Source organism: Streptomyces cinnabarinus (genome assembly GCF_027270315.1).
Lineage (GTDB): Bacteria > Actinomycetota > Actinomycetes > Streptomycetales > Streptomycetaceae > Streptomyces > Streptomyces cinnabarinus.
On record NZ_CP114413.1, the window covers coordinates 3,436,709 to 3,449,047 of the forward strand.

The following is a 12,339-nucleotide window of genomic DNA, read 5'->3' on the forward strand; positions in this document are numbered from 1 at the left end:
CTCACAGCAGTCCTACGGCGGTGTCCACGGCGGCGGCCACGTCGCCGTCCGCCGGGTACAGCAGCGAACGGCCGACCACCAGGCCGCGCACGGTGGGGAGTTGGAGAGCGCCGCGCCACTTCTCGTACGCGGCCTCCTGATCGTCTCCGATGTCGCCGCCGAGCAGTACGGCGGGCAGCGTCGAGGTCTCCATGACCTGGGCCATGTCGTCCGGGTTGGCGGTGACCGGGACCTTGAGCCAGGTGTAGGCCGAACTGCCGCCGAGGCCCGAGGCGATGGCGATGGAGCGGGTGACGGCCTCGGCGGAGAGATCGTTGCTCAGTTTCCCGTCGGGTGTGCGACGGCTGATGAACGGCTCGACGAACAGCGGGAGTTGCCGGGCCGCCATCTCGTCGACGGCGCGGGCGGTGGACTCCAGGGTGTTCAGGGAGCCCGGGTCGTCGTAGTCGATGCGGAGGAGGAGTTTCCCGGCGTCGAAGTTCAGGCGGCGGATGTCCTCCGGGCGGTGGCCGGTGAAGCGGTCGTCGAGTTCGAAGCTGGCGCCTTGCAGGCCGCCGCGGTTCATGGAGCCCATGACCACGCGGTCGTCCAGGGCGCCGAGCAGGAGGAGGTCGTCCAGGATGTCGGCGGTGGCGAGGACTCCGTCGACGCCGGGGCGGGAGAGGGCGAGGCAGAGGCGTTCGAGGAGGTCGGCCCGGTTGGCCATGGCGAACTTGCGGTCGCCCACGCCGAGGGCTCCGCGGGCGGGGTGGTCGGCGGCGACGATCATCAGGCGGCCGGAGTCGCCCAGCAGCGGGCGTCGTCTGCGGCGGGCCGCGGCCTCGGCGATGGCCTCGGGGTGCCTGGTGCGGGTGCGGACGAGCTCCGCGACGTTGACGGTCACCGGTCGGCCTCGGCTTCGCCATCGGCGGGCGGGTTCCCACCGGCACGACCCGTGCGACTTTCGTGGCCGGGTGCGGGTGGCCCCTGTGGGGCGGAGTCGCCATCGGCGGGTGCGGGTGGGTGGGTGGGCAGAGCGGCGTCGGGATCCGGGTGGCCCTCCGGGGTGGACGCGCCGTCGGCGGGTGCGGGTGCCTGCCGTCCGGGTGCCTGCCGTGCTTGTACCGCTCCTGCCGTGACCGCCTCCCTCACCTCCTCCTGGGTCGGCATGGCCGAGGAGCATTCCAGGCGGGAGGCGACGATGGCGCCGGCCGCGTTGGCGTGGCGCATGGTGGTTTCCAGGTCCCAGGTGTTGAGGAGGCCGTGGACGAGGGAGCCGCCGAAGGCGTCGCCCGCGCCGAGGCCGTTGAGGACCTCCACCGGGAGGGGCGGGACCTCGGCCCGGTCGCCGTCGCGGTGCACGGCCAGGACGCCCTTCGGGCCCTGCTTGACCACCGCCAGCTCCACTCCGGCGTCCAGCAGGGCCCGGGCGGCCGCGTGCGGTTCGCGGACTCCCGTGGCCACCTCCACCTCGTCCAGGTTGCCCACGGCGACGGTGGTGTGGCGCAGGGCCTCCCGGTAGAACGGGCGGGCCTGGTCCGGGTCCCGCCAGAACATCGGGCGCCAGTCGAGGTCGAAGACCGTCGTACCGGCCCTGGCCCTGTGGGCCAGGGCCGCCAGCGTCGCCGTACGGCTGGGCTCCTCGCTCAGGCCGGTGCCGGTCACCCAGAAGACGCGGGCGTCCCGGATCGCGTCCAGGTCCAGTTCGTGGGCGTCGATCTCCAGGTCCGGCGCCTTGGGCTGCCGGTAGAAGTACAGCGGGAAGTCGTCCGGCGGGAACACCTCGCAGAAGGTGACCGGTGTGGGCAGGCCCGGGACCGGGGTGACCCAGCGGTCGTCGACGCCGAAGTCGCGCAGGGCCTCGTGCAGATAGGTGCCGAAGGGGTCGTCGCCGGTGCGGGTGATCACGGCGGTGTTCCGGCCCAGACGGGCGGCGGCGACCGCGACGTTGGCCGCCGAACCGCCGAGGAACTTGCCGAAGGAGGTGACCTGCGGCAGCGGGACGCCCGTCTGCAACGGATAGAGATCCACGCCGATCCGCCCCATGGTGATCAGGTCGTACGCCATCGCGTTCCCTTCGTATCGGCTCTCCCCGGCTTTCTAGCCCCGCCCACGGAGCCCTGTCAATGTTTTGTCCAGACATTCGGACCAGACAGTCCGGATCGAACCGGTTCCGGTCCACTCCCTGTGTGCCACCTGTGTCACAAACACCCCCCTTGTGTCACACATGTCGCACCTACGCGGGTCTTGGGTCACATCCGGCACACAGCCACTGCCTCACGGTCACTCGGCGTCGTTCACCGGGCACAGGCTTCTGTGATCGCCAGCGCAGCGTCCGGTACCCCCGACGGCCGTTCCCGGCCGCCGCCGCGGCGCGCGCGGGGAGGTGCACCACATGACCGACCGACGACTCTGGTCCTACAAGGAGATCGCGGCCCACATCCGCGTGCAGCCCGACACCGTGCGGTCCTATCGCAAGCACGGTCTGCTGCCCCCGCCGGACCATGTGGAGGGCGGCAAGCCCTTCTGGTACGCCGAAACGGTCCGCGCCTGGGTCGCCGCCCGCCCCGGCAACCGCGGCCGAAGAGAGGACTGAGCCCTCAGGCCCAGGGCTCGATGACCGTCAGCCCCGACGCCCCGGCCGTGCCCATCGCCGCCAGCGCGGCCGGGGTGTCCGCCAGCGTGATGGTGGTGGTGACGAGGAGGTCCGGGCGCAGCACCCCGGCGCGGACCAGTTCCAGCATCGGCGGATAGGTGTGCGCGGCCATGCCGTGGCTCCCGAGGATCTCCAGCTCCCAGCCGATGGCGCGGGCCATCGGGACGGGGGTGGTGCCGTCGGCCGAGGGCAGCAGGCCGACCTGGAGGTGCCGGCCGCGGCGGCGCAGGCTGTTCACCGAGGCCGCGCAGGTGGCGGGCGAGCCGAGCGCGTCGAGGGAGAGATGGGCGCCGCCGCCGGTCAGTTCCCGGACCGCCTCGGCCGTGTCCGGCACGTTCGTCGCGTCCAGGCAGTGCGCCGCCCCGAACCTCCGCGCCAGGTCCAGGGCCCGCGGCGACACGTCCACGGCGACGACCCGGGCGCCGCAGGCCGCCGCGATCATCACCGCCGACAGCCCGACGCCGCCGCAGCCGTGCACCGCGACCCACTCCCCGGCCGCGACCCGGCCCTGCTGCACCACCGCGCGGAACGCCGTGGCGAACCGGCAGCCGAGCGAGGCGGCGGTGGCGAAGGACAGGCCGTCGGGGACGGCGACCAGGTTCACGTCGGCGTGGTCCAGGGCCACGTACTGGGCGAAGGAGCCCCAGTGGGTGAAGCCGGGCTGGGTCTGCCGCTCGCACACCTGCTGGTCGCCCGCCGCGCAGGACGGGCAGCTCCCGCAGGCGCAGACGAAGGGCACGGTGACCCGGTCGCCGGGGCGATGGCCGGTCACCCGGGAGCCCACGGCCTCGATGACACCGGCGAGTTCATGGCCGGGCACATGCGGCAGCGTGATGTCGGGGTCGTGGCCCTGCCAGCCGTGCCAGTCGCTGCGGCACAGTCCGGTGGCCTCCACGCGCACCACGACTCCGTGGTCGGCCGGTTCGGGGTCGGTCAGATCGCGTACCTCGGCGGGTTCGCCGTACTGCTCGAAGACCACGGCTCGCATGGCGGCGGCTCCTTTCCTCCGAGGGAAGGCTAAATGGGGAAGGCCAAATGGGGAGGACTGGACGGGGAGGACTGGACGGCGCGTGCCGCGGCCGGTGGCCTCACCAGGACTCCGGCTCCGCCAGCGGCTCATGCCGTGGCGTCCGGGATCCGCGCAGGCGCAGCCCCGCCAGCGGGAACAGCAGTACCGACAGCATCGCCGCCCCCACCAGCGCCGCCGCCTCGTCCGTGCGCATCGTGCCCGCGTCGACGCCGATCGTGGTGATGGCGACGACCAGGGGCAGTGCGGTGGCGGCGAACAGGGTGAGGGCGCGCCGGTCGGCGCGGTCGAGGTCGCGTGGGGCGAGGGCGTACACGGGCAGGCCGCGGACGAGGAGGAACAGCACCAGGAACACCGGCAGGAGCAGCAGGGCGCGGCCGCCGGAGAGCAGGGCGTCCAGGTCGAACTCGATGCCGGTGACGACGTAGAAGAGCGGGACCAGGAAGCCGAATCCCATCGCCTCCACCTTCTCCATCACCGGCTCGGCGCTCCGCGGCGCCGCCCCGTGCAGGACGAGGCGGGCGATGACCCCGGCGGCGAAGGCGCCGAGCAGGGTGTCCAGGCCGAGTGCCTGGGCGAGCCCGAGCATCACGGCGAGGAGCAGCACCACCAGCCGTACGGCGAACTGGCCGCTGGTGTGCAGGGTCACCGCGACCACCCGGGAGAACCAGGGCGGGCGCGGCCGGGTCGCCCACCACACGGCCGCCGCCGTCAGCAGCGCGAACGCGGCGAGCACCGCGGTCGAGCGGCCCGGTGAACGTCCGCTCAGCAGCAGCGCGATGGCGATGATCGGCCCGAACTCGCCCACCGCGCCGAACGCCATCATCACCGAGCCGAACCGGGAGCGCAGGGCGCCCGCGTCGCGCAGCACGGGCAGTACGGTGCCGAGGGCGGTGCTGGTCAGCGCCGTGCCGATGTAGACGCCCCGGTCGAAGCCGGAGATCAGGGTGCCGAGGCCCAGACCCACCGCCAGCGCGATCAGCCAGGCCCGCACCGAGCGGCTCAGGGTGTCGCCGCGGACCTTGTCGAACTCGATCTCGTAGCCCGCGAGGAAGATCAGCATCGCCAGGCCGAGGTCGGCCAGGGTGTCGATGACCTCGCCCTGTCCCGCCCAGCCCAGCACGTCCGGGCCGACCAGGACGCCCAGGGCGATCTCGAAGATGACGAGCGGGACGGGGAGCCAGCGGGCGACGCCGTGTGCGAGCAGCGGCGCCAGCACCGCGATGGACATGATCAGGATGAGCGTCCCGGCCTGCGACATAGGGGGTAACTACCATAGGGTGCGCACAAAACTCCCCAACAGGCCCCAGCTCTCCCTAACCGCCCCCGGCACCCGCCCCGACCCGCTCGACTCTTCGGCTCCTCGCGCCTCTCCTTGGATAAATACCCCGTAGGGGTATACGGTGGACAGCGGGTACCCTCGTGGACCCCGTGAGCCCCACCTGCCTCGACGAGGAGAACAACATGAGCGTCAGCGCCGTCTACAAGGTCAGCGGGATGAGCTGCGGCCACTGCGAGGGCGCCGTCTCCGGCGAGATCTCCGAGCTGCCCGGCGTCAGCTCCGTGCAGGCCGTCGCCTCCACCGGCGAGGTCACCGTGGTCTCCGTCGAGGCGCTGCGCGAGGAGGATGTGCGGGCTGCCGTGGACGAGGCCGGTTTCGAGCTCGTCGGCGTCGCCTGAGCACTGCGGAGTCCGGATCATGTCCTCCACCGCCCCGGCCCCGATAACACCCACCGCCGAGGGGGCGCCCCCCTCCGAGGTCGAGCTGCTCATCGGCGGGATGACCTGCGCCTCCTGCGCGGCCCGGGTCGAGAAGAAGCTCAACCGGATGGCCGGGGTCACCGCCAGCGTCAACTACGCGACCGAGAAGGCGCGGGTCAGCTACCCGGCGGGCGTCGAGGTGGCCGATCTGATCGCCACGGTCGTGAAGACCGGGTACACCGCCGAGGAGCCCGCGCCGCCCGAGCCCGCCGCGGGGGCGGCCGAGACGGCGACGGCGGAGGATCCCGAACTCGCCGACTACCGGAGCCGTTTCACCGTCTCCGCGCTGCTCGCCGCGCCCGTCGTCCTGCTCTCCATGATCCCCGCGCTCCAGTTCGACAACTGGCAGTGGCTGGCGCTCACGCTCGCCACGCCCGTGGTCGTCTGGGGCGGGCTGCCCTTCCACCGGGCCGCCTGGACCAACGCCCGGCACGGCGCCGCGACCATGGACACCCTGGTCTCGGTCGGCACGCTGGCCGCGTTCGGGTGGTCGCTGTGGGCGCTGTTCTTCGGGGACGCGGGCATGCCCGGGATGCGCGAGAGCTTCCGGCTCACCGTCGGCGGCATGGACGGCGCCTCCTCGATCTACCTCGAAGTGGCCTCCGGGGTGATCGCCTTCATCCTGCTGGGCCGCTGGCTGGAGGCCCGCGCCAAGCGGCACGCGGGGGCTGCGCTGCGGGCGCTGATGGAACTGGGCGCCAAGGACGTGGCCGTCCTGCGGGGCGGGCGCGAGCGGCGGATCCCGGTGGCCGAACTGGCCGTCGGGGACCGGTTCGTCGTCCGGCCCGGCGAGAAGATCGCCACCGACGGCACCGTCGTGGAGGGCGTCTCCGCGGTGGACGCGGCCATGCTGACCGGGGAGTCCGTGCCGGTGGACGTGGCGGCCGGGGACACCGTCACGGGGGCGACGGTGAACGCGGGCGGGCGGCTGGTCGTCGAGGCCACCCGGGTCGGCGCCGACACCCAGCTGGCCCGGATGGCCAGGCTGGTGGAGGACGCGCAGAGCGGCAAGGCCGAGGTGCAGCGGCTCGCCGACCGGATCTCCGCGGTGTTCGTGCCGGTGGTGCTCGCGCTCGCGGCCGCCACCTTCGGCGGCTGGCTCGGCGCGACCGGCGACACCGTGGACGCGTTCACCGCGGCCGTCGCCGTCCTGATCATCGCCTGCCCGTGCGCGCTCGGCCTCGCCACCCCGACCGCACTGCTGGTCGGCACCGGACGGGGCGCCCAACTGGGCATCCTGATCAAGGGCCCCGAGGTGCTGGAGTCCACCCGCCGGGTCGACACCGTCGTCCTCGACAAGACCGGCACGGTGACCACGGGCCGGATGACCCTCCACGAGGTCTACGTCGCCGAAGGCACCGACGAGAAGCAGGCGCTGCGCCTCGCGGGCGCCCTGGAGCACGCCTCCGAGCACCCCGTCGGCCGGGCGGTCACCCAGGGTGCCGAGGAGCGGGCCGGGGAACTGCCGGTGGCCGAGCACTTCGAGAACGTGCCGGGACGCGGCGTGCGCGGGCGCGTGGCGGGCCATGAGGTCGCCGTGGGGCGCCTCTTCGCCGAACTGCCCGGGGAGTTGGCCCGGGCCCGCGACCAGGCCGAGAGAGACGGACGTACGGCCGTCGTGGCCGGCTGGGACGGGGAGCCGCGGGCCGTGCTGGCGGTCGCCGACACGGTCAAGGAGACCAGCGCCGAGGCCGTGCGCGAGCTGCGCGCGCTCGGGCTGACGCCGGTGCTGCTCACCGGGGACAACCGGGCGGTGGCCGAGGCGGTGGCCCGTGCCGTGGGGATCGAGCAGGTGATCGCCGAGGTGCTGCCCGAGGAGAAGGTCGAGGCGGTGCGGCGCCTGCAGGGCGAGGGGCGGACGGTCGCCATGGTCGGTGACGGCGTCAACGACGCGGCGGCGCTCGCCACGGCCGATCTGGGGCTGGCGATGGGGACCGGGACGGACGCGGCGATCGAGGCCGGGGATCTGACGCTGGTGCGCGGGGATCTGCGGGTGGCCGCGGACGCGATCCGGCTGTCCCGGCGGACGCTCACCACGATCAAGGGAAACCTTGTATGGGCGTTCGGATACAACGTGGCCGCACTGCCGCTGGCCGCGGCCGGTCTGCTGAACCCGATGATCGCGGGCGCGGCGATGGCGTTCTCGTCGGTCTTCGTGGTGACGAACAGCCTGCGATTGAGGACTTTCCGTTAGGACCCCCCTGGAGTCCGGCGCGAGCCTCACATAAGCTCTTCACAAGGCTCGCGCATCATCCTTACGCTTGGGTCTCGTTCGGTGTATCGGGGCTCTTGCGCATCTAACGGACATATGCAAGAGACGCAGATCACAGTGATGTGAACGTAACCATCGAAGGGGTTCGAAGGTCTAAGTTGGCGATGTCAGGAAGCGTCTTGGGGGGCGCGAACTGACATCTGGGGATGTCTTGGGGGACTTCCTCAGAGATGCGTTGCCGGGGCACGCACCCCGGGGAGCTTGAGCGGCCCTCCCGAGCGTGCGTTGTCCCGGCAGACCGCAGACCGAGCACCACCGCACACCGAGTAGTACGAGAAATTTCGCTCGTTCTGCTCAACGCAGTACCGAACAACAGCGATTCAGGCGCTGTCCTCACAGACGCCCGGCCGGATCCCGTGGGGGGAATCCGCACCGGGACATGGGAAGGCGCCCTGGACGTCGGCCCGTGGGGGGACCGGCGCCAGGGCGCCTTTCACATATGTACGGCGTCTTCGACCTGTCGGGTCAGCGCTCTTCGACCGGGACGAAGTCCCGCTCCACGACGCCCGTGTAGATCTGGCGCGGGCGGCCGATGCGGGAGCCGGGCTCCTTGATCATCTCGTGCCACTGGGCGATCCACCCCGGAAGGCGGCCGAGGGCGAAGAGGACCGTGAACATCTCGGTCGGGAAGCCCATGGCCCGGTAGATCAGGCCGGTGTAGAAGTCGACGTTCGGGTAGAGGTTGCGCGCGACGAAGTACTCGTCGGAGAGCGCGTGCTCCTCCAGCTTCAGCGCGATGTCCAGCAGCTCGTCGGACTTGCCGAGGGCGGAGAGGACATCGTGCGCGGCAGCCTTGATGATCTTGGCGCGCGGGTCGAAGGACTTGTACACCCGGTGGCCGAAGCCCATCAGGCGGACGCCGTCCTCCTTGTTCTTCACCTTGCGGATGAAGGAGTCGACGTCGCCGCCGTTGGCCTGGATGCCCTCCAGCATCTCCAGCACGGACTGGTTGGCGCCACCGTGCAGCGGGCCCCACAGCGCGGAGATACCGGCGGAGATCGAGGCGAACATGTTCGCCTGCGAGGAGCCGACCAGACGGACCGTGGAGGTCGAACAGTTCTGCTCGTGGTCCGCGTGCAGGATCAGCAGCTTGTCGAGGGCGGAGACGACGACCGGGTCGAGCTCGAACTCCTGGGCCGGCACCGAGAACGTCATGCGCAGGAAGTTCTCGACATAGCCGAGGTCGTTGCGCGGGTAGACGAACGGGTGGCCGATGGACTTCTTGTACGCGTAGGCCGCGATCGTCGGAAGCTTCGCGAGCAGGCGAATGGTGGAGAGGTTGCGCTGGTTCTCGTCGAACGGGTTGTGGCTGTCCTGGTAGAACGTCGACAGGGCGGAGACCACCGAGGACAGCATCGCCATCGGGTGGGCGTCGCGCGGGAAGCCCCGGTAGAAGTTCTTGACGTCCTCGTGCAGCAGCGTGTGCTGCGTGATGTCGTTCTTGAAGGTGCTCAGCTCGTCGACGGTCGGCAGCTCACCGTTGATCAGCAGGTAGGCGACCTCCAGGAAGGTGGAGCGCTCGGCCAGCTGCTCGATCGGGTAGCCGCGGTACCGCAGGATGCCCTGCTCGCCGTCGAGGTAGGTGATGGCGGATTTATACGCGGCGGTGTTGCCGTAGCCGCTGTCCAGGGTCACCAGCCCGGTCTGGGCGCGGAGCTTGCCGATGTCGAAGCCCTTGTCACCGACGGTGCTGTCGATCACCGGGTAGGTGTACTCGCCGCCGTCGCCGTACCGCAGTACTACAGAGTTGTCGCTCACGTCTTCCCTCACCGACGTTGTGCCTCTTCTTCGAGGTTGCCCTGACTGTCTCTACCATCCCCCATTTGGCGCATGAGAGTGCACTCGGGGTCGACCATTGGGCTTATTGACGGCACTCAGTGCCGCCAACCTGCTCATCCTGCCCCCTCCGCACCACCCACCGGAAGGGCTCTGTGACCTTTACGACTCGTTTGATCGATCAAATTTCACTCACCCCTCCCAAAGCGGGGCTGAGAGCCTGGCATTCACCCCTCCAGCGCGCGTGGTGCGAGCCTGAAGTCCAGGGCCGTGCAGCGCCGGCCCGCCGAGACCGTGCGCACCGCCTGGCCGATGGCCTTGCGTGAGCCGACCAGCACGACCAGCCGCTTGGCCCGGGTGACCGCGGTGTAGAGCAGATTCCGCTGCAGCATCATCCAGGCGCCCGTGGTGACCGGGATCACCACCGCCGGGTACTCGCTGCCCTGCGAGCGGTGGATGGTCACCGCGTAGGCGTGCGCCAGCTCGTCGAGTTCGTCGAAGTCGTACGGCACCTCCTCGTCCTCGTCGGTCAGCACCGTCAGGCGCTGGTCGACCGGGTCGAGCGAGGTGACCACGCCCACCGTGCCGTTGAAGACGCCGTTCGCGCCCTTGTCGTAATTGTTGCGGATCTGGGTGACCTTGTCCCCGACCCGGAAGACCCGGCCGCCGAACCGCTTCTCCGGCAGGTCGGGGCGGCCGGGGGTGATGGCCTGCTGGAGCAGGCCGTTGAGCGTCCCGGCGCCGGCCGGGCCCCGGTGCATGGGGGCGAGCACCTGGACATCGCGCCGCGGGTCGAGCCCGAATTTGGCCGGAAGCCGGCGCGCGGCCACGTCCACGGTGAGCCGGCCGGCCTCCTCGGTGTCGTCCTCGACGAAGAGGAAGAAGTCCTTCATGCCGTCGGTCACGGGATGCTGCCCGGAGTTGATCCGGTGCGCGTTGGTCACCACACCGGACTGCTGGGCCTGGCGGAAGACCTGGGTGAGGCGGATGGCGGGGACCGGGCCGCCGTCGGCCAGCAGATCCCGCAGCACCTCCCCCGCACCGACGCTGGGCAACTGGTCGACGTCTCCGACGAAGAGGAGGTGCGCCCCGGGAGGCACGGCCTTGACGAGCTTGTTGGCGAGGAGCAGGTCGAGCATGGAGGCCTCGTCGACGACGACGAGGTCGGCATCGAGGGGCCGGTCCCGGTCGTACGCCGCGTCCCCGCCGGGCTTCAGCTCCAGCAGGCGGTGCACGGTGGAGGCCTCGGCGCCGGTCAGCTCGGCCAGGCGTTTGGCGGCGCGGCCGGTGGGGGCGGCGAGCAGCACCTTCGCCTTCTTGGCGCGGGCCAGTTCGACGACCGAGCGGACGGTGAAGGACTTGCCGCAGCCCGGCCCACCGGTCAGGACAGCCACCTTCTCGGTCAGCGCCAGCTTGACGGCGGCCTCCTGCTCGGGGGCCAGCTCGGCGCCGGTGCGGCCCTTCAGCCAGGCCAGCGCCTTGTCCCAGGCCACGTCCCGGAAGCCGGGCATGCGGTCCTCGTCGGTGCGCAGCAGGCTCAGCAGCCGGCCGGAGAGGGAGAGTTCGGCGCGGTGGAAAGGGACGAGGTAGACGGCGGTGACGGGATCGCCGCCTTCGGGGTCGGGCACCTTCTCCCGTACGACGCCGGGGTCGCCGGACTCCTCGTCCGGTACGGCCAGTTCGGCGAGGCACTCGATGACCAGACCGGTGTCGACCTGGAGCAGCTTCACCGCGTCGGCGATCAGCCGTTCCTCGGGGAGATAGCAGTGGCCCTGGTCGCTGCCCTGGGACAGGGCGTACTGGAGGCCCGCCTTGACCCGCTCCGGGCTGTCGTGCGGGATGCCGACGGACTGGGCGATCTTGTCGGCGGTGAGGAAGCCGATGCCCCAGACGTCGGCGGCCAGGCGGTAGGGCTGGTTCTTCACGACGGAGATCGAGGCGTCGCCGTATTTCTTGTAGATGCGCACGGCGATGGAGGTGGAGACCTCGACGGTCTGGAGGAAGAGCATGACCTCCTTGATCGCCTTCTGCTCCTCCCAGGCGTCGGCGATCTTCCTGGTCCGCTTGGGGCCGAGCCCGGGGACCTCGATGAGCCGCTTGGGCTCCTCCTCGATGATCTTCAGGGTGTCCAGGCCGAAGTGCTGGGTGATGCGGTCGGCGAAGACCGGTCCGATGCCCTTGACCAGGCCCGATCCGAGATAGCGGCGGATGCCCTGGACGGTGGCCGGGAGGAGGGTCGTGTAGTTGTCGACGGTGAACTGCTTGCCGTACTGCGGGTGCGACCCCCAGCGTCCCTCCATCCGCAGGGACTCGCCCACCTGGGCGCCGAGCAGCGCGCCGACCACCGTGAGGAGGTCGCCGCCGCCGCGTCCGGTGTCGACACGGGCGACCGTGTAGCCGTTCTCCTCATTGGCGTACGTGATGCGTTCCAGCACGCCTTCGACCACCGCCGGATTGGACATGCGCCGACGGTACCGTCCGGCACTGACAGCTCATCCGGCCTGGGCCTTCACATGGGCGATGACCTTGTCGAAGTCCTCGGTCGGGGAGAACTCGACGAACTCGCAGTCCTCCAGGGCCAGGGGGATGTGTCCGGGCGCCCAGTAGTAGGCCTGGCCCGCCTCGTAGATCTCCTCGCCGTCCGCGGTGAGCATCCGCAGCCGGCCCTTCAGCAGATAACCCCAGTGCGGGCACTGGCAGGAGTCGTCGGGCAGGCCCTTCATCGCCGGGCCCATGTCAGTGCCCTGGGGCAGGCTGATGTACCCCACGGACAGGCCACCGCCGAGGGGCCGGGTGCGCAGTTCCACCCCGTTGCCCTCCATCACCACGGGTACGTCGTTCCGTGCCGCCGCCGTCATGGCTCCTCCA

Annotated in this window: 10 protein-coding genes; 3 read left to right on the plus strand and 7 right to left on the minus strand. The window is 70.9% G+C overall.

Translation table 11 applies throughout. The features are described from left to right. Window position 1 precedes the first annotated feature (1 nt). Together STRCI_RS15370 and iolC are read right to left on the minus strand one after the other, a co-directional pair. Window positions 2-883, minus strand: a complete 882-nt coding sequence (locus STRCI_RS15370) for a Cgl0159 family (beta/alpha)8-fold protein (protein ID WP_269659514.1) — start codon at window positions 881-883, stop codon at window positions 2-4. Next, window positions 880-2,046 (minus strand): 5-dehydro-2-deoxygluconokinase, encoded by a 1,167-nt coding sequence (gene iolC / locus STRCI_RS15375; protein WP_269659515.1) that lies wholly within the window; start codon window positions 2,044-2,046, stop codon window positions 880-882. Before iolC ends, STRCI_RS15370 begins: the two co-directional genes overlap by 4 nt. A 328-nt stretch (window positions 2,047-2,374) precedes the next feature. Between iolC and STRCI_RS15380 the strand changes: the two genes are divergently transcribed. Then, the gene (locus STRCI_RS15380) at window positions 2,375-2,575 is read left to right on the plus strand and encodes a helix-turn-helix transcriptional regulator (RefSeq protein WP_269659516.1); all 201 of its coding nucleotides are present in this window, start codon (window positions 2,375-2,377) and stop codon (window positions 2,573-2,575) included. 4 nt (window positions 2,576-2,579) lie between these two features. On the opposite strand, the gene STRCI_RS15385 is transcribed toward STRCI_RS15380, so the two are convergent. Beyond that, a complete protein-coding gene (locus tag STRCI_RS15385; protein WP_269659517.1) occupies window positions 2,580-3,623 on the minus strand; it encodes a zinc-dependent alcohol dehydrogenase family protein in 1,044 nt (347 codons plus the stop codon). A 100-nt stretch (window positions 3,624-3,723) separates the two neighbouring features. Then, window positions 3,724-4,923, minus strand: coding sequence for a cation:proton antiporter (locus tag STRCI_RS15390; protein ID WP_269659518.1), 1,200 nt, complete (start codon window positions 4,921-4,923; stop codon window positions 3,724-3,726). 203 nt (window positions 4,924-5,126) lie between these two features. On the opposite strand from STRCI_RS15390, the gene STRCI_RS15395 reads away from it, so the two are divergent. Both STRCI_RS15395 and STRCI_RS15400 read left to right on the plus strand, forming a co-directional pair. Further along, entirely contained in the window at window positions 5,127-5,342 is a 216-nt protein-coding gene (locus STRCI_RS15395) for a heavy-metal-associated domain-containing protein (RefSeq protein ID WP_269664554.1), read from the plus strand. Between the two features lie 19 nt (window positions 5,343-5,361). After that, on the plus strand, window positions 5,362-7,617 hold the full coding sequence (locus tag STRCI_RS15400) for a heavy metal translocating P-type ATPase (protein WP_269659519.1): 2,256 nt from the start codon (window positions 5,362-5,364) through the stop codon (window positions 7,615-7,617). A 543-nt stretch (window positions 7,618-8,160) separates the two neighbouring features. Here the strand turns inward: STRCI_RS15400 and STRCI_RS15405 are convergent. From STRCI_RS15405 to STRCI_RS15415, 3 genes are all read right to left on the minus strand, one after another. Next, window positions 8,161-9,453 (minus strand): citrate synthase, encoded by a 1,293-nt coding sequence (locus STRCI_RS15405; protein WP_269659520.1) that lies wholly within the window; start codon window positions 9,451-9,453, stop codon window positions 8,161-8,163. Between the two features lie 245 nt (window positions 9,454-9,698). Beyond that, window positions 9,699-11,933, minus strand: coding sequence for an SF1B family DNA helicase RecD2 (gene recD2, locus STRCI_RS15410; protein ID WP_269659521.1), 2,235 nt, complete (start codon window positions 11,931-11,933; stop codon window positions 9,699-9,701). Window positions 11,934-11,963: 30 nt separating this feature from the next. Beyond that, window positions 11,964-12,329 (minus strand): cupin domain-containing protein, encoded by a 366-nt coding sequence (locus tag STRCI_RS15415; protein ID WP_269659522.1) that lies wholly within the window; start codon window positions 12,327-12,329, stop codon window positions 11,964-11,966. Between the last annotated feature and the right edge of the window lie 10 nt (window positions 12,330-12,339).

What these genes read in the sequence shown, in the direction of transcription:
- iolC (WP_269659515.1), bottom strand. Translation starts at nt 2,046, where the DNA reads ATGGCGTACGACCTGATCACCATGGGGCGGATCGGCGTGGATCTCTAT.
- STRCI_RS15385 (WP_269659517.1), bottom strand. Translation starts at nt 3,623, where the DNA reads ATGCGAGCCGTGGTCTTCGAGCAGTACGGCGAACCCGCCGAGGTACGC.
- STRCI_RS15400 (WP_269659519.1), top strand. Translation starts at nt 5,362, where the DNA reads ATGTCCTCCACCGCCCCGGCCCCGATAACACCCACCGCCGAGGGGGCG.
- STRCI_RS15415 (WP_269659522.1), bottom strand. Translation starts at nt 12,329, where the DNA reads ATGACGGCGGCGGCACGGAACGACGTACCCGTGGTGATGGAGGGCAAC.
- STRCI_RS15390 (WP_269659518.1), bottom strand. Translation starts at nt 4,923, where the DNA reads ATGTCGCAGGCCGGGACGCTCATCCTGATCATGTCCATCGCGGTGCTG.
- recD2 (WP_269659521.1), bottom strand. Translation starts at nt 11,933, where the DNA reads ATGTCCAATCCGGCGGTGGTCGAAGGCGTGCTGGAACGCATCACGTAC.
- STRCI_RS15395 (WP_269664554.1), top strand. Translation starts at nt 5,127, where the DNA reads ATGAGCGTCAGCGCCGTCTACAAGGTCAGCGGGATGAGCTGCGGCCAC.
- STRCI_RS15380 (WP_269659516.1), top strand. Translation starts at nt 2,375, where the DNA reads ATGACCGACCGACGACTCTGGTCCTACAAGGAGATCGCGGCCCACATC.